This window comes from Loktanella sp. DJP18, from assembly GCF_049310965.1.
In the GTDB taxonomy this organism is placed as follows: domain Bacteria; phylum Pseudomonadota; class Alphaproteobacteria; order Rhodobacterales; family Rhodobacteraceae; genus Loktanella.
Map to the genome: position 1 here is coordinate 18625 of NZ_JBMERN010000005.1, position 16328 is coordinate 34952.

Sequence of the window (16328 nt, forward strand, 5' to 3'; positions counted from 1 at the left end):
CCGAACTTCGGGCGTTTGCGCGATAGCAGACAGCGCTCAGGGCGAAAAACGCTTGGCCAACTGGCAAAATCAGGCGGTCTTGACGTCAGAAGGCAGGCAACTTGGGGAATGTCAGATAGAAGCTATTAGAAGAAAACACCTACCGCATTGGGACAATATCCATTTGGAAATTGGGGGGCTAGCGGCTTCGATACAAAGCACCATTGCTGAGGCGATAGCATTTCTAAACTCCGAACCTTACAAGCATATAAGAGTATTTCGAACTGAGTTTCTTGCACATTCGATCATAGGCCCATCCAACGATAGAAAAAGGCTCCTAAACGAAGCGACAGAGCCAACTACAAAGTATCTAGAGCTAATCCAGGCAGCAAAGACCACCGCATCAATATTCGATAAATCAATTCTTCACTGGGAATTTTCAACAGAAGATAGCGACGGAATATTTAAAATTATTAAAAGTTATGCCACCATGTATTGGAAAGTCCTTCCAACACTCAGAGATATCGAAGACACGAGAAACCTTTGAAATTTTGAAGCGATTTTGGCTGCTTAACAGCAGCATTACCTTTAGCCGCCACTACCCTGCACCCCCGCCAGATACGCCAACAAATCCACCACCGGCACGCTGGTCATGATCGGCTGGCCGGTCTCGGCCTTCACGGCCACGTCCCAGCCCTCGAAGAAGTCTCCGTAAACCGGCATCGGTGATCCGTGGCTGGTCAGCGGGTCGCGGCCGTCGATGCGCATCACGATCCGCGCGATGGGAAAGGTGCCGCCATACCGCTGCGTCAGCGTCGTCAGGTCCGGCGGACGCACCAGCAACATGTTCGCCATCGGCCCGTCCCCGCTTGCCGCAACGCCGTGACAGGTGGCGCAATGGGTCTGGAACAGGGCCTTGCCCGCGTCAGCGTCCTGTGCGGCGACGGGAAGGGCGAGGCAGATCAAAAAGGCGGGCAACAGGCGCATGGGATCATCCTTTTAGAATGACCCCAGCCTGACTCCCCTGCCCGCCCTGTGCGTTGATGCAGATCAATTCAGCGACAGCCCACCCACCGCTGCGCGGATCGTGCTTTTCGTGTCATCGCTGTCCCCGCTTACCGCCAGACCGATCAGCGCGCCGGGCTGTCCGCCGAACGCGCGGGCGTAGTCGGAGGAGAGGTCCACACTCTCGCTGTGCGATCCGGTGCCTGCCTGCCGCAAGGGGATCGTGACGCCGGTGCCGGGGGTGCCGTAGGGCGAGGGCAGCACGGCACCCACGGGGTTGCTGCCGCCGTAGGCGTATTGCAACACGCGCACGTCGTCGCGGCCCAGCAAGGCGCGGATGTCGGCGCTGGCCAGGTCCGCCGCGACCGCCTGCGGCACGAAGACGAAATAGACCGCAAGGTTGCGGTCGTCGCCGCCCTTGACGCTCAGGTCCGTGGGCGGGACGCCCTCGGACACGTCCCAGGTCCAGGATGCGGTGCGCGCGCCCCAGTCGGCCTGCGGCACCCGCCCCCAGGCGATGCTGACCGACCCGTCCGACATCATCTGCAAGGTCTGCCCAAAGGTGTAGTCGTTCGATCCGAACAGCGACAACCGCTGTTCCTGCCAATCGGCAAAGCTGACGGGTCCGGCGGCGGCGGTGCCAGCCATGAACATCAGGGCGGCGGTCAACGTGCGTTTCATGGGCATCCTCCAAGGCATCTGCCTGCACTTTAGCCCGGATGTGCGCCATTTCACCGCATGTCACCCACCCTCACGCCATTGTCAGGGGGTGAAACGCCCGCAGCCCGCTAACGTAGGGTCATGCAATACCTGATCCCTGTCCTAGCGCTCTGGTCCTCTGCCGCCGCGGCGCAGACCGAAACCTCGCTCGAACTCGTGCTGCTGGCGGACGCCAGCGGGTCGATCGACGCGGGCGAGCTGGCGTTCCAGCGGCAAGGCTACGCCGATGCGCTGCTGTCGGATACGGTGCAAAGCGCCATCGCGAACACGCTGCACGGTCATATCGCCGTCACCTACGTCGAATGGGCGACCAATCAGGTGCAGGTCGTGGACTGGATGCTGATCGACGGACCCGCCACGGCGCAGGCCTTTGCCGACGCGCTGACGGTCGCCCCCCGCGCAGCCTTGGGCAGCAACGCCATCGGGGCCGCCCTGCTGGAAGGCCAGCGGCTGATCGAGGTGAACGACTTCGACGGTTTCCGCCATGTCATCGACTTTTCCGGCGACAGCATGGGCAATTCGTCAGGCCCGGCCATCGTGCCGTCCCGCGACACGGTGCTGGCGCAGGGGACCGTCATCAATGCACTGCCGATCCTGCGCCCCGACAGCCCGCGCCGGGCGGGTTACGATCTGGAGCAACTATACGCCGACAACATCATCGGCGGCCCCGGCGCCTTCATGGTGACGGCAGAGGGGCGTGACAGCTTTGCCGAGGCGGTGCAGCGCAAGCTGTTCCTTGAAATCGCAGGCGAGGTGCCGCCACTACGGCTGGCGCTGGATCAGCCTTAGGTAGTTCGACAGGGCCAGAAGCTCGGCCGGGACCGGGACCGGATTGCCATCCTCGGCTGTCATGATCAGCGGCCCCATGTCACCGTCGCCGAAATGCGGCATCGGGTCCGCGCCGCCGTGGCTGCCACGAGTGAAGCCATCGATCTGGCTCATCACGCGGTCGGCGGGAAAGGTGACGCCGTTGCGGGCGCTGATCAAGGTCAGATCAGGCGGTGCCACGGGCAGCCCTGCCGCCATCGGCCCGTCGCCTCGCCCGGACGCGCCGTGACACCCCGCGCATTGCGCCATGAAGGCGGCCTCTCCGTCGATCTGCTTCTGTTCGGGCGCGCAAGCGGCCAGGGCCAGAAGTCCGGTCAGGATGATGGTGCGCATGGGGTGCCTCGGCTGCTGGTGCGCGGTTGGTCCGGCGCATGTTGCGACAATCATGGGCGCTTCGCGCCCATCAGGCAAGAGAGGTCGCACGTGTCGCTGCTCGTGTGGATCATGTTGGCCACGGGGAGATCGGCACTGCTGGCCGCGACGGGCCGCGCGCCGGGGCCTTGGGAGCGTGCGCGGGCATCTGCGTGACGCAGCGGAGCTAGGCCGCGCCCGACACCAACTGCCCGTCCACCAATCGCACGGCACGGTCCATCCGCGCTGCAAGGTCGAGGTTGTGGGTGGCGATCACGGCGGCAAGGCCGGTGCTGCGCACCAGCGCCATCAGCGCGTCGAACACCCGATCGGACGTTGCGGGATCGAGGTTCCCCGTCGGCTCGTCCGCCAGCAGCAGCACCGGATCGTTGGCCAACGCCCGGCAAAAGGCGACGCGCTGCTGTTCGCCGCCCGAAAGCTCTGCCGGGCGGTGGGTCGCGCGGTGGCCGACGCCGACGGTGTCAAGCAACAGCATCGCCCGGTCCCTGGCCGCCTTGTCCTGCACACCGTTCGCCATCTGCGGCAAGGTAATGTTCTCAAGCGCCGAAAACTCCGGCAACAGGTGGTGGAACTGGTAGATGAAACCGACATCGTTGCGCCGGATCGCCGTGCGGCGGCGGTCGCCGAGGTTGGTCATATCCTCGCCCCGGATCGCGACGGTGCCGGCATCGGGCGTGTCCAGCAGACCCGCGATATGCAGCAGGGTGGACTTGCCCGCGCCCGAAGGCGCGACCAGCGCCACGACCTCGCCCGCTTGCACGGTCAGACTGGCCCCCTGCAGAACCAGCACTTCGCCGGGCTTCCCGTGGTTGTAGCCCTTTCGCAGATCGGTGAGCGCCAGAATGGGTTGAGATTGCATCGGATCATTCATAGCGCAGTGCCTCGACCGGGTTCATGCGGGCTGCGCGGCGGGCTGGAAAGATCGTGACGACCCATGACAGGCCCAGCGACAGCGCGACAGAGGATACCACGTCCGACAGGTTCAACTGAGCGGGCAGCGCATATATGCCCCGAATCTCCGGGTCCCAGACGCCGCCGCCGGCGACATAGTTCACGAAAGAAAAGATCGGGTCGATGTAGAGCGCGAAGAGGCAGCCGAGGAGCAGGCCCAGCAGCGTTCCGACAGTGCCGATCCCCGCCCCGCAGATGAAGAAGATGCGCAGGATCGACCCTTCGGTCAGGCCCATCGTGCGCAGGATGCCGATGTCGCGGCCCTTGTTCTTGACCAGCATGATGAGGCCCGAGATGATGTTCATCGAAGCGATCAGCACGAGGATCGACAGCAGGACAAACATGACATTGTCCTCGACCGTCAGGGCGCGCAGGAAGGCACCCGCGCTGTCCCGCCACGACCAGACGTAGGCGTAGTCGCCGGCGGCATTCACGATGGCTGGCATCACCTCCTCGACCCGGTCGGGGTCGGCGACCATGACCTCGATCTCGTCCGCGACTCCTTCGCGGTTGAAGAAGGTCTGCGCCTCGGCCAAGGGCATGTAGACCCTTGTCTTGTCGATGTCGTAGCGCCCGGCGGTGAAGACATAGACGACCGGATAGACGTTCACGCGCGGGCTGGTGCCCATCGCCGTGCGCACCCCGTTGGGAGAGATCAGCTTGATCCGGTCGCCGACAGCCACGCCCAGTTCACGCGCCACGCCGGAGCCTATGGCGATGCCCTGCTGGAAATCGTCAAGGCTGCCGGTGGAATCTTCGGGGTTCGCGATGCGCGGGACGGTGCGCAGGTCGTCTTCGGTGATGCCGTAGACCTCGACCCCCGCGTTTTCCGTGCCCCGGTTCGCCATGACCTGCTGGCGGACCAGCGGGGCCGCACGCGTGACGCCCGGGACCTGTGCGATCCGGTCGGTCAAGGCGGCGTAATCGGAAATGATCCGGGTGAACTGGTCGGTCCCCGCGATCGGCGTCTGCTCATAGACAGTGACATGCGCGTTGGAGCCGAGGATCGTGTCGACGAATTCCGCCCGGAAACCGGACCGGATCGCCAGCGTCGCGATCAGGGCGAAGACCGCCAGCGTGATGCCGATCAGGCTGATCCAGGTCATGGTGGACACGCCGCCTTCTGCCCGCTTGGCGCGGATGTAGCGCCAGGCGATCAGCCATTCGAAGCGGGCAAAGGGTGGCGTATTGGGCATGTCGCGGTCCGGTCATCAGGTCGCGCGGACCATGATCGCAAATCGGGGCCAGCGTCAATGCAAGCGGGTGTGACTGGGGAAAGGCCGCAGGGGGGCCAGCCCCCCGGTGCATGGCACCTCCCCTCGGAGTTTATCTGGCCAGATGAATGCGGATCAGCCGTGATTGCCGGCATGTTGCAGATGATTGATCGATTGGCCCGCGGCGGCGGCCTTGCCTGCGGCGGCCCAGAGCAGACCGCGGCGCAGCATCTCGTAGGGGGTGCCGGTCGCGATGACGTCAGGGGCGTGACCCAGCGCATTGTAGTAGACGCGGCCAAGGCCCCAAGACCGCGTCCAGACGACCGGCATGTCGACGGCGCCGTTGGGGCTGTGATACCAGGTCACGACGTCGGTGCGGGTCGTGGCCAGCACGCGGTTGGCCGGGTCGGTGTGCAGGTAGTATTGCTCTGTCTCGACGTCGAAATCGGAAAGCCCCGCGACCAGCGGATCGTCGGAGGTGATGGTCACGCGATGTTTCACCCCGTCGCCGCCGGGGTGCGCGACCCAGTTGGCCCCGGTGATGAACTGCCACAGCGGATTGCCGCGGAAAGCGTCGCACATGCCGCCGTGGCAACCGGCGAGGCCGGTGCCGCGCGCAACCGCCTCGGACACGTTCCTTGCCGCGTCGCGCGACAGGTCGGCCATGGTCCAGACCGGTACGATCAGGTCGAGCGACGCCAGCAGGTCGGGGTCGTCGAAACACGACAGGCTGTCGGTGACGGTGACGTCCAGTCCCTCCTCGGTCAGCATTCTGTTGAAGATATCGGCGATGCGTTCGGGTTGGTGGCCGGTCCAGCCACCCCAGGTAATCAGGGCTTTCATCGGTGGGTCCTATCGGTGATCGCGGCGCACGCCGGACAGGCGCGGCACAGGTGAGGGGGATGCCGCGGTCTGGCGCAGCACGACGGGTTCGCCGCGGCGAGCGTGCGAACGCGCAGGGCGGGGGCGAGGTTGCCGCTTGCGCAGCGGTGCGAGCATGAGGGCCAGGAACGCGCGGGACATCAGCCATGCAAGGGTGAAGCCGATCAGGCCGCTGACGATTCCGGCGACGGTCAAAGGCATCGCCGGGCGATAGTCGCCCCAGGTCGCCGTGAATGTCGCGGGGTCCACCATGCGCTGCGGCATGATGATCCGCTCCAAGGGCGAGGCCTCGCGCAACGTGGCAAGATTGTCGGTCAGCACCGCATGTCGGCGAAAGGTGCGGCGCATGTCGGCCTGCCGGTCGGTCAGAAAGGGCGTGCCGGTCAGTTCGGCCAGCGCCTCTGACCGGGTCAGACCGGCACGCATCGCGGAGCCTTCGAAGTCCGCGACGACGATGTCCAGCGCATCGACCTGCCCGGCCAGCCGTTGCAGATACTGCTGCGAGAATTCGGGATACTGCGACAGCCCCGCTGCCCCGAGGATGCCCCCGGCAAGGGCCAGTGTGCGGATCATGGGGTCACCGGGTCGTCGAGCCACGCCATCACGCCGGCGGCGTCCTGATCCGGGGGAAAGACGGGGTAATGGACCCGGACGATCACGCCGTCGCGCAGGATGAGGGTGCAGCGTTTCAGCAGTGTCTGGCCCTCCATCTGGAAGGTCGGCAGGTTCAGGGCGCGGGTCAGCGTCAGGTCAGCATCGGACAGCAGCGGATAAGGCAGGTGCAGGCGGGCCGCCGCCTCGGCCTGCCAGTCGGTATCCTGCGTGGACAGGCCGAACAGATGCGCGACGCCGCGGGTGGACAGATCGGCGAAGTGGTCGCGATAGGCGCAGGATTGCGGCGTGCAGCCCCGGGCACCGGGGGTTGCGTCCCATTCGTCAGGCAAGGGCCGGTCCGGGCGGCCGGTCATCGGGTAGATGTAGAGAACCGCAATCCCCGGCAGGCGGGACAGGTCGACCCTGCTGCCCGCGGTCGAGGCCAATGTGACCTGCGGCACCGCAAGCCCCGCCAGGTGCGCGGCCCCGCCGTCGTCGCGCGGGGCGGGGATCGTCGTCCAGTCGACGGACGTAAGTGACATGGGATGCCTCGGCCTGCTCTTGTTTTGCGGGCAGTCTGCCGCAAAATGTGCCTTGCGTCCACCGGCAAGGCGACGGGGCGGCCCGGGGGCCACCCCGATGTGGCATCAGAGGCCCGCGTAGATCGCCGCGATGCGGGCGATGGCGTCCTCCGGGCTGATCTCTTCGCTGATCCCCGTGCGGCGCGAGGTCAGTTCCACGACGCCGGACTTCAGCCCGCGCGGGCCGACGGTGATGCGCCAGGGCAGGCCGATCAGGTCCATCGTGCCGAATTTCGCCCCGGCACGTTCATCACGGTCGTCGTAAAGCGGGTCGAGGCCACGGGCCGTCAGTTTGGCATAAAGATCCTCGCAGGCGGCATCCGTGTCCACGTCGCCCTGGCGCAGGTTCACGATGCCGACGTGGAACGGGGTCACACCTTCGGGCCAGATGATGCCCTTGTCATCATGGCTCGCCTCGATGATGGCACCCAGCAGGCGGGAGACACCGATACCATGCGATCCCATGTGGACGGGAACGCTCTTGCCGTCAGGCCCCTGGACGGTTGCCCCCATCGCGTCCGAATATTTCGTGCCGAAGTAGAAGATCTGGCCGACCTCGATGCCGCGCGCGGTGCGGCGGCGCGCCTCTGGCACTTGCGCAAAGACGGCCTCGTCGTGGGTCTCGTCCGTGCGGGCATAGCGCGAAGTGAACTCCTCCAGTACGGCCGCACAGGCGGCCTTGTCGGTAAAGTCAATGTCGCGGTCGCCGAAGGTCAGGTCGGTGATCTCGCTGTCATAGAACACCTCCGACTCGCCGGTTTCGGCCAGCACCAGGAATTCGTGCGTGTCCTCGCCACCGATGGGGCCGCTGTCGGCGCGCATCGGGATCGCCTGCAACCCCATGCGTTCGTAGGTGCGCAGGTAGGTGACAAGGTGACGGTTGTAGGCATGCAGCGCATCCTCGGCCGTCAGGTCGAAGTTGTAGCCGTCCTTCATCAGAAACTCGCGGCCGCGCATGACGCCAAAGCGGGGGCGGGTCTCGTCCCGGAACTTCCACTGGATCTGGTAGAGCGTCAGCGGCAGGTCCTTGTAGCTGGACACATGCGCGCGGAAGATGTCGGTCACAAGTTCTTCGGCCGTTGGCGTGAACAGCATGTCGCGCCCGCCGCGATCCTTGATGCGCAGCATCTCGTCGCCGTAGGCGTCATAGCGGCCGCTTTCACGCCACAGGTCGGCGGATTGGATCGTCGGCATCAGCATGGCAAGGTGGCCGGCCTTCGCCTGCTCCTCATGCACGATCTGTTCGATCCGACGCAGGATCTTGTAGCCCATCGGCAACCAGGAATAGATGCCGGCCGACGCCTGCTTGATCAGGCCGGCCTGCAACATCAGGCGGTGGCTGACGATCTGCGCCTCGCGCGGAGTTTCCTTGAGGACGGGGAGGAAGTAGCGCGACATCCGCATGGGGTTCGACCTTATAAGCTTTGGTTTGCGGCACTGTCTAATCGGCCCCCTGCCCGCCCGCAAGCATGGCTTGCCCTGCGGCCCCGGCTGCGCCATTGAGATGCAGGATCGCTGGAAGGATGCCCGATGGCCATGACAACGCGCCAACAGACGCTTTATTGGGGCATCGCCACGGTGGTGTTCCTCGTGCTGCTGTATCTTCTGGGCAATGTCATCATGCCCTTCATCCTGGGTGGCGCGATTGCCTATATCCTCGATCCGGTGGCAGACCGTCTGGAACGGCTGGGTCTCAGCCGCGCGATCTCCGTCACGATCATCTCGCTTGTCGCGCTATTCGCATTTGCGCTGATCATCCTGCTGGTCATCCCGACGCTGATCAACCAGTTGACCGACCTCATCGCGACCGCACCGCAATTGCTCGACAATCTGCAAGGCTGGCTGACCGGTCGCTTTCCCGAACTGCTGGACGAGGGCAGCACGATCCGCACGCAGCTTAACAGTATCGGAGAGATGATCCAGTCGCGGGGCGGAGAGGTGCTGAATACCGTGCTGACTTCGGCGCTGGGGCTGGTCAACGTCATCGTGCTGCTGGTCGTGGTGCCGGTCGTCGCGATCTACCTGTTGCTGGACTGGGACAACATGACCGCCCGCATCGACGCGCTGCTTCCGCGCGATCATGTCGACACGATCCGCGACCTTGCCCGCCAGATCGACAAGACGCTGGCCAGCTTCATCCGGGGTCAGGGCCTCGTGTGCCTGATCCTCGGTGCCTATTACGCGTTGGCGCTGGCGCTCGTCGGCCTGAACTTCGGCCTTGTCGTGGGGGCCATCGCAGGGGCGCTGACGTTCATTCCCTACGTCGGCGCGATCGTGGGCGGCGGGCTCGCCATCGGGCTGGCCCTGTTCCAGTTCTGGGGCGAATGGCCCTGGATCATCGCGGTCTGGGCCATCTTTCAGTCCGGCCAGTTCGTCGAAGGCAACATCCTCACGCCAAAACTGGTCGGCTCTTCGGTGGGTCTTCATCCGGTCTGGCTGCTGTTCGCGCTGTCCGTCTTCGGATCGCTGTTCGGTTTCGTGGGCCTGCTGGTCGCGGTGCCCGTTGCGGCCGTCATCGGCGTGCTGGCGCGGTTCGCGCTGGACCGTTACCGGTCCAGCCCGCTGTATCGCGGCACGCTGGGCGACTGAACGATGGCGCGGCAACTGACCTTCGACTGGCCAACTGGGGTTGCGCTGGGACCCGAGGATTTCTTTGTCGCGGATGCCAACCGCAAGGCCTTTGCCATGTTGTCCGACCCGGTCCGCTGGCCACTGGGCAAGCTTGTCCTGACCGGACCGGAAGGGTCGGGGAAAAGCCACCTCGCCCGTGTTTTCGCGGCCAGCCACGACGCTGCAATCCTGTCGGCAGACGCTCTGCCCTCGGACCTGCACCCACGCACAGCCACGGTGATCGAAGACCTGGACCGCCTGCCCCTTGCGGCGCAGGAGACGATGTTTCACCTGCACAATCACCTTGCAGCGCACAGGTTGCCGCTGTTGATGACCGCCCGCACCCTGCCCGCCCGGTGGGACATCGCCCTGCCCGACCTTGCCAGCCGGATGCAGGCGACGACACCGGCCAGCATCGACGCCCCCGACGACGCGCTGTTGCAGGCGCTGCTGATGAAGCTGTTCGCCGACCGGCAACTGACCTTGACGCCAGAGGTCGCGGCCTACCTCTTGCCCCGGATCGAGAGGTCCTTTGCCGCCGCACATCGCATCGTGGCCGACCTCGATACGGCGGCACTTTCGGAAAAGCGTGCGATCACGGTGCGGCTGGCCGCACAGGTTCTGGACAAGCAGGGCGACCTGCTGTGAAATCCGTCATACGTCTGACATGTAGGCAGGCAAGAAGGCCCCATGATGAATGCTGACTTTCTGAAAGGGGCGCTGCCGGACCCGGTCGCGCTCGATATCGACCCCGCGACGGCGGACCGGTTCGTGAACCGCGAACTGTCATGGATCGGGTTCAACATGCGCGTGCTCGAAGAGGCCGAAAACCCCCGCGTGCCCTTGCTGGAGCGCCTGCGGTTCCTGTCGATTTCAGCCACGAACCTGGACGAGTTCTTTACGGTTCGCGTGGCGGGTCTGCGCGAACTGGCCCACGCGGGCAACACGACACCCGGCCTTGACGGGCGCAGCCCGGCGGAACAGTTGGGCCTGATCGACGTCAAGGCGCGCGACCTGATGGACCGCCAGCAAGGCGTGTTCCGTCAGTTGGCGGCCGAGATGGCCGAGACCGGCATCCACATCCTGACCCGCGACGACCTGAGCGACGCCGACGTGACTTATCTTGGTGACTTCTTTCTTGAACAGGTGTTCCCGGTCCTGTCGCCCTTGGCCATCGACCCGGCACATCCGTTCCCGTTCCTGCCCAACCAAGGCTTTGCGCTGGCGCTGCAACTGGAACGCGGCACGGACAAGCGCCCGCTGCGCGCCCTGCTGCCGGTGCCCGCCCAGATCGCCCGCTTCGTGCGGTTGCCCGGTAAGCCCATGCGCTTTGTCCCGCTGGAGGAACTGCTGCTGCACTTTGTCGGGCGGCTGTATCCGGGCTACAAGACGCGCGGCCATTGTGCCTTCAACGTGCTGCGCGACAGCGACCTGGAACTCGAGGATGAAGCCGAGGATCTGGTCCGCGAATTCGAGACCGCCCTGAAGCGTCGCCGCCGTGGCGAGGTCGTGCGGCTGAAGATTTCGGAGAACGCACCTGTCCCGCTGCGCACGATGATCATGCAGGAACTGCACGTCACCGAGGAAGAAGTCGTCAGCGTCGACGGACTGATCGGCATTGCCGATCTGTCGGAACTGGTGCTGGACGAACGACCGGACCTGCTGTGGCCGACCTTCAGCCCGCGCGTGCCCGAACGGGTGCAGGATCACGAAGGCGACATGTTCGCCGCGATCCGCCAGAAGGACATGCTGCTGCATCATCCCTATGAGACGTTCGACATGGTGGTCCGCTTCCTCGCGCAGGCGGCCCGCGACCCCGATGTCGTGGCGATCAAGCAGACGCTGTATCGCACCTCGCGCAACTCTCCCATCGTCGAGGCACTGTGCGAAGCGGCCGAGGACGGCAAATCCGTCACGGCGCTGGTGGAATTGAAGGCCCGTTTCGACGAGGCCGCCAACATCCGCCAGTCGCGGCGGCTGGAACGGGCGGGGGCGCATGTCGTCTATGGCTTTCTGAACTACAAGACCCATGCCAAGATCAGCACCGTCGTGCGGCGCGAGGGTGAAAAGCTGGTGACCTATACCCATTTCGGCACCGGCAACTATCACCCGATCACCGCGCGCATCTATACGGACGTTTCACTGTTCACCTGCGACGCCGCATTGGGGCGCGACGCGACGAAGGTGTTCAACTACCTGTCCGGCTATGCGCAGCCCGAGGGGCTGGAGAACCTTGCCATCTCGCCCATCAGCATGAAGGAACGGCTGATCGAGATGATCGGGGCCGAAGCCGCCAATGCACAGGCCGGCAAGCCTGCGGTGATCTGGGCCAAGATGAACAGCCTGATCGAAAAGGACGTGATCGACGCGCTTTATGCCGCCAGTCAGGCCGGGGTGAAGATCGACCTTGTCGTGCGTGGCATCTGCGGCCTGCGTCCAGGCGTGAAGGGCCTGTCCGAGACCATCCGTGTCAAGTCCATCGTCGGACGGTTCCTCGAACACAGCCGCATCGTCTGTTTCGGCAATGGACAGGGCCTGCCCAGCAAGAAGGCCCGCGTCTTCATCAGTTCCGCCGACTGGATGAGCCGGAACTTGAACCGCCGGGTGGAAACGCTGGTCGAGATCACGAACAATACGGTGAAGGCGCAGATCGTGAGCCAGATCATGGCCGCGAACATGGCCGATGTGGCGCAAAGCTGGGTGATGCAGGCCGACGGGTCGTTCGTGCGCGCGACTTGGCCAGAAGGCGATTTCGCCTTCAACTGCCATCGGTTCTTCATGGAAAACCCGTCGCTGTCGGGTCGCGGATCGGCGGGTGCATCCGACGTGCCGCAACTGACCCACACCGACGACTGACCGCCCCTGTGCCGTTGACTCCGCCGCAGGGTGCGTCACATGGTGACCCTCTGGAAACGACCCGGGACGATCAGTAGATGACGGACGACACCGCCACCGAGACCATCGACTGGGGCCCGTTCGGCCGCCCCCTTTTCAATGACGAGGCGGCGCAAAGCCTGGGTCGCGTCGGTGTCGTGGACGTCGGGTCGAACTCTGTCCGGCTTGTCGTGTTCGACGGGGCGGCCCGTAGCCCGGCCTATTTCTACAACGAAAAGATCATGTGCGCTTTGGGGGCCGGCCTGTCGGAAACCGGTCGCCTGAATCCCGAAGGCCGCGTTCGCGCCCTGTCAGCGATCCGCCGCTTTGCCGCCCTGGCGGACGGCATGGGCATCGCACCTTTGACCGCCGTGGCCACCGCCGCGGTGCGCGAAGCCAGCGACGGTGCCGATTTCCGGGCCGAGGTGGAGCGTGAGACCGGCATCAAGTTGTGGGTCATCGACGGAGAGGAAGAGGCGCGGCTGTCGGCGCAGGGCGTGCTTTTGGGTTGGCCCGGCAGCTATGGCATGGTCTGCGACATCGGCGGGTCCAGCATGGAACTGGCCGACCTGTCCGACGGCCGCGTCGGCCACAGGGTCACCTCGCCGCTTGGTCCGCTGAAACTGCGCGAGGTGAAGGGCGGCAAGAAGGCCTTGAAAGCGCATATCAAGGGCATCGTGGCCGAGTTGCACGCAAAGATGGACCACGAGACGGGAATGCGCCTGTTTCTGGTCGGCGGATCGTGGCGGGCCATCGCCCGCGTCGACATGGAACGCCGTAACTATCCGCTGACCGTCCTGCACGAATACCGCATGACGGCGCGGCGCATCGGGGAAACAGCGCAATACATCGCCGACGCTGATCTTCAGGAACTGCGGGCGCGCTGTGGCATTTCGGACAGCCGTATGTCGCTGGTGCCGCTGGCCGTGCTGGTGTTGAAGGAACTGGTCCGCGTCTTCAAACCCAAGGACGTCGCCGTGTCATCCTACGGCATCCGCGAGGGGATGCTGTATGAACAGATGCCGCGCGCCCTGCGCGAACGCGATCCCCTGATCGAGGCCTGCCGCTTTGCCGAGGCCAAGGATGCCCGGCTACCCGGTTTCGGCCGCCTGCTCTATGACTTCGTGAAGCCGCTGTTTCCGCGCGCCAACTGGCAGCGCCTGCGGATCATCAAGGCCGCCTGCCTGCTGCACGACGTCAGCTGGCGCGCCCACCCCGACTACCGGGCCGAAATCACCTTCGACAACGCCACCCGTGCCAACCTTGGCGGGCTGAAACATACCGAACGGGTGCAACTTGGACTAGCGTTGATGAAACGCTACTCGTCGAAGACCCCAGAAGGCCGTTTCGTGCCGCTGTTCGCGATGCTCACGCCCGAACAGATGAAGGAAGCCGACATCCTCGGCCGTGCCATGCGCTTTGGTGCGATGCTTTGGTTGGACGGCGACACGCCGCCCGGCACGATCAAGTGGCAGTCGAAGACCAGGCACCTGACCCTCATGCTCGCCGCAGGCGCGCGACCGTTGTACGGAGAGGTGGCCGAAGCGCGTCTGGGCGCCTTGGCACAGGCGATGGACGCGACCTTCGAGGTCAGGTTCCGCAGTTAAAGCTCGATTTCCTGCCCCGGTTCAGGCGGCACATAGGTCGGTGCTTCGGGGGTGCGGCGGATGATGATGTCGCCATTGGGCAGCAGTTCAGGCGCGCTGTAATTCTTGATATCGTCGATCAGCGCGAGAATGTCCGCCAGCGCAGGTCCCATCTGGTCAGTCAATTCGCGCATCCGCGGGCCGACCTGATCCGCGAAGTCCTGAAGGTCGCGCAGCGTCGGCTCGGCCTCGTTCAGCAGGCCGCGAAACAACAGCTTCGCGCCCTCCTCGATCAGATCGCGTCCGGGAGGGGTCTCTTGCTGTTCGGTGGGCGGATCGGCCATTTGCGCCGCCACGGGGGCAGCGGTCAGGGCAAGGGCTGTGGCAAGCACGATCTGTCTCATGCCCTTCAGGTAGGGCGGGACATGCCCGTTGCCAAGGGCAGCACAAGGTCGAGCGTGACGGGAAAATGATCGGAGGCGGTCAGAAGTGCCTCTCTCAGGGTCGGATCGCCATAGCAGGCAGGCGTGTCGAAAGGGTGCCAGATGGTCCACTGCGGGGCGGTGGCCGCAAGGTCCGGGCTGACCATGATATAGTCCAGCAGCGCCGACAGATAGACACCGTCATGCTGGAACCGCGCTGTCGCCGGCTGTGCCGCGATGCGGCCCGACAGGGCCAGCCGGGCGTGTGGATCGTGCAACGGCACCGCCTTGCCTTCACCCAGAACGATTTCGACGCCAGAGCGTCCGAAGAGCGCCTCGAATTCATCAAGGCCGGGGCCGTCGTTGAAATCGCCCAAAACGATCAACGACTTGCCTGCCGCCAACACCTCTTCCACGCGGGCTCGCAGCCAGACACATTGCGCAAGCTGCTTGCGCCGGTTTTCGATGTTCACGCGCATGACGTGGGCGGGCGTGCCGGTGATATGGGCCGCCTTGGATTTCGCATGGACCCCGATCAGCGCCAGGGGTGCCTGGCCGGGGATGGTCAGCGTCACCTCAAGCGGCGGCTTGGACCAGCGGATCAGTTCGGGTCGCGCGTCTAGGTCGAGGTCGGCGGCATAGGTGCCATCGAAACGCGGCACTTGTTGGCTGCCTCGCGGATCATGTGCCGCCGTCATGCGGTCGGGGTCGTAAAGCAGCGCGATTTCCTGCTGCGTGTCGTTCGCGAACCCGGTCAACACCGCCCGCGTACGCAGCCCGAACCGCTGCGCAAAGTGGTGCAACGCCGCCCCGGTCCTGCGTTGACGCGAGGTGTCGGGAGCCTCGATGATCATGACCGCATCGGCGTCCACGGCGCGAAACACGGTGCCCAGGGCCGCGATCTGTGCAAAGCGGGTGACGTCCCAGCGGCCCGACCATTGGTCGTCGTCCAGAAGCCTGCCAGCGTCGTCGAACAGGCTGTTGAACCATTCGACATTGTAGGTCGCCAACCGCAGCGCCGTCACTGACGCAGGTCCGCGATTTCTTCCCATGCGCGGTTGATTGCGACAAGGCGCTTTTCAGCCAGTTTTACCGCTTCCTCGGGCACGCCGCGGGCCAGCATCCTGTCGGGATGTGTGTCGCGCACCTGCTGGCGCCACGCCGCGCGGATGGTGTCCATGTCGGCCTCTGGATCGACCCCCAGTACGTCGTAGGGGTCGCGGGCCGCGTCGTTAACGAACTGCGCCCGGATGCGCCCGAACCTGCGGTCGTCAAAACCGAAGATTTCGGCGACCCGCGACAGAAAGGCGTCCTCGCCCGGATGATAGTTGCCGTCGGCCAGAGCGATGTGGAACAGCCCTTCCATCAGATCGCACAGCGGTGCCGTGTCGTCACCGAACATCCGCCTGATGCGCACGGCGTAATCCTCGAACCCGGCGATGTCGGTGCGGGCCATGTTGAACAGGCGGGCCGCGTTCGCCTCTTCCTGCGGCGGGATGTGGAACACCTCGCGAAAGGCCGCAACCTCTGCGCGCGTCACGGTGCCGTCGGCCTTGGCCATCTTGGCCCCCAGCGCGATCACCGCAATGGTGAAGGCGACCGACCGGTCAGGCGGCGTGCGCAGCATGTCAAAGACCGCCGACAGGCTTTCACCTGCCCGCAGGGCAGCGATGGCGTCGGCAATGCGGGTCCAGATCGACATGGGTGTGA

18 protein-coding genes are annotated in these 16328 nt (G+C 64.8%); 6 read left to right on the forward strand and 12 right to left on the reverse strand.

Annotation, left to right across the window (positions count from 1 at the left end):
• Positions 1 to 52 precede the first annotated feature (52 nt).
• Complete coding sequence (locus ACOI1H_RS02360; RefSeq protein ID WP_422435117.1) at positions 53 to 526, forward strand: hypothetical protein; 474 nt, start codon at positions 53 to 55, stop codon at positions 524 to 526.
• 41 nt (positions 527 to 567) lie between these two features.
• Here the strand turns inward: ACOI1H_RS02360 and ACOI1H_RS02365 are convergent, their stop codons facing one another.
• Both ACOI1H_RS02365 and ACOI1H_RS02370 read right to left on the reverse strand, forming a co-directional pair.
• Positions 568 to 966, reverse strand: coding sequence for a c-type cytochrome (locus tag ACOI1H_RS02365; protein WP_422435118.1), 399 nt, complete (start codon positions 964 to 966; stop codon positions 568 to 570).
• A 63-nt stretch (positions 967 to 1029) separates the two neighbouring features.
• Positions 1030 to 1665 (reverse strand): DUF3047 domain-containing protein, encoded by a 636-nt coding sequence (locus tag ACOI1H_RS02370; RefSeq protein WP_422435119.1) that lies wholly within the window; start codon positions 1663 to 1665, stop codon positions 1030 to 1032.
• A 120-nt stretch (positions 1666 to 1785) separates the two neighbouring features.
• On the opposite strand from ACOI1H_RS02370, the gene ACOI1H_RS02375 reads away from it, so the two are divergent.
• Positions 1786 to 2493, forward strand: a complete 708-nt coding sequence (locus tag ACOI1H_RS02375) for a DUF1194 domain-containing protein (RefSeq protein ID WP_422435120.1) — start codon at positions 1786 to 1788, stop codon at positions 2491 to 2493.
• On the opposite strand, the gene ACOI1H_RS02380 is transcribed toward ACOI1H_RS02375, so the two are convergent.
• The 7 genes from ACOI1H_RS02380 to proS all read right to left on the reverse strand — a co-directional run bounded on the left by ACOI1H_RS02380 (position 2467) and on the right by proS (position 8530).
• Positions 2467 to 2865, reverse strand: a complete 399-nt coding sequence (locus tag ACOI1H_RS02380) for a c-type cytochrome (RefSeq protein ID WP_422435121.1) — start codon at positions 2863 to 2865, stop codon at positions 2467 to 2469. The two genes, ACOI1H_RS02375 and ACOI1H_RS02380, sit on opposite strands and share 27 nt — an antisense overlap.
• 205 nt (positions 2866 to 3070) lie before the next feature.
• Positions 3071 to 3763 carry an ABC transporter ATP-binding protein gene (locus tag ACOI1H_RS02385; protein WP_422435122.1) on the reverse strand — a complete coding sequence of 231 codons (693 nt, stop codon included), beginning with the start codon at positions 3761 to 3763 and terminating at the stop codon, positions 3071 to 3073.
• A 4-nt stretch (positions 3764 to 3767) separates the two neighbouring features.
• Positions 3768 to 5051, reverse strand: a complete 1284-nt coding sequence (locus ACOI1H_RS02390) for a lipoprotein-releasing ABC transporter permease subunit (RefSeq protein WP_422435123.1) — start codon at positions 5049 to 5051, stop codon at positions 3768 to 3770.
• Positions 5052 to 5204: 153 nt separating this feature from the next.
• Entirely contained in the window at positions 5205 to 5912 is a 708-nt protein-coding gene (locus ACOI1H_RS02395) for a ThuA domain-containing protein (RefSeq protein WP_422435124.1), read from the reverse strand.
• Between the two features lie 9 nt (positions 5913 to 5921).
• A complete protein-coding gene (locus ACOI1H_RS02400) occupies positions 5922 to 6524 on the reverse strand; it encodes a DUF2937 family protein (RefSeq protein WP_422435125.1) in 603 nt (200 codons plus the stop codon).
• Entirely contained in the window at positions 6521 to 7087 is a 567-nt protein-coding gene (locus ACOI1H_RS02405; RefSeq protein WP_422435126.1) for a peroxiredoxin, read from the reverse strand. Before ACOI1H_RS02405 ends, ACOI1H_RS02400 begins: the two co-directional genes overlap by 4 nt.
• 105 nt (positions 7088 to 7192) lie before the next feature.
• Entirely contained in the window at positions 7193 to 8530 is a 1338-nt protein-coding gene (gene proS / locus ACOI1H_RS02410) for a proline--tRNA ligase (protein WP_422435127.1), read from the reverse strand.
• A gap of 126 nt (positions 8531 to 8656) precedes the next feature.
• Here proS and ACOI1H_RS02415 point away from each other — a divergent pair, with 126 nt between their 5' ends.
• The 4 genes from ACOI1H_RS02415 to ACOI1H_RS02430 all read left to right on the forward strand — a co-directional run bounded on the left by ACOI1H_RS02415 (position 8657) and on the right by ACOI1H_RS02430 (position 14217).
• Positions 8657 to 9715, forward strand: a complete 1059-nt coding sequence (locus ACOI1H_RS02415; RefSeq protein ID WP_422435128.1) for an AI-2E family transporter — start codon at positions 8657 to 8659, stop codon at positions 9713 to 9715.
• 3 nt (positions 9716 to 9718) lie between these two features.
• Positions 9719 to 10384, forward strand: coding sequence for an HdaA/DnaA family protein (locus ACOI1H_RS02420; RefSeq protein ID WP_422435129.1), 666 nt, complete (start codon positions 9719 to 9721; stop codon positions 10382 to 10384).
• 42 nt (positions 10385 to 10426) lie between these two features.
• Complete coding sequence (locus ACOI1H_RS02425; protein ID WP_422435130.1) at positions 10427 to 12592, forward strand: RNA degradosome polyphosphate kinase; 2166 nt, start codon at positions 10427 to 10429, stop codon at positions 12590 to 12592.
• 77 nt (positions 12593 to 12669) lie between these two features.
• Complete coding sequence (locus tag ACOI1H_RS02430; RefSeq protein WP_422435131.1) at positions 12670 to 14217, forward strand: Ppx/GppA family phosphatase; 1548 nt, start codon at positions 12670 to 12672, stop codon at positions 14215 to 14217.
• On the opposite strand, the gene ACOI1H_RS02435 is transcribed toward ACOI1H_RS02430, so the two are convergent.
• From ACOI1H_RS02435 to ACOI1H_RS02445, 3 genes are read right to left on the reverse strand one after another with little or no spacing between them, the layout of a single operon-like run.
• Positions 14214 to 14600, reverse strand: a complete 387-nt coding sequence (locus ACOI1H_RS02435; protein ID WP_422435132.1) for a hypothetical protein — start codon at positions 14598 to 14600, stop codon at positions 14214 to 14216. The genes ACOI1H_RS02430 and ACOI1H_RS02435 overlap by 4 nt on opposite strands.
• A 5-nt stretch (positions 14601 to 14605) precedes the next feature.
• Entirely contained in the window at positions 14606 to 15634 is a 1029-nt protein-coding gene (locus ACOI1H_RS02440; protein ID WP_422435197.1) for an endonuclease/exonuclease/phosphatase family protein, read from the reverse strand.
• Between the two features lie 5 nt (positions 15635 to 15639).
• The gene (locus tag ACOI1H_RS02445) at positions 15640 to 16320 is read right to left on the reverse strand and encodes a TerB family tellurite resistance protein (protein ID WP_422435133.1); all 681 of its coding nucleotides are present in this window, start codon (positions 16318 to 16320) and stop codon (positions 15640 to 15642) included.
• Positions 16321 to 16328 lie beyond the last annotated feature (8 nt).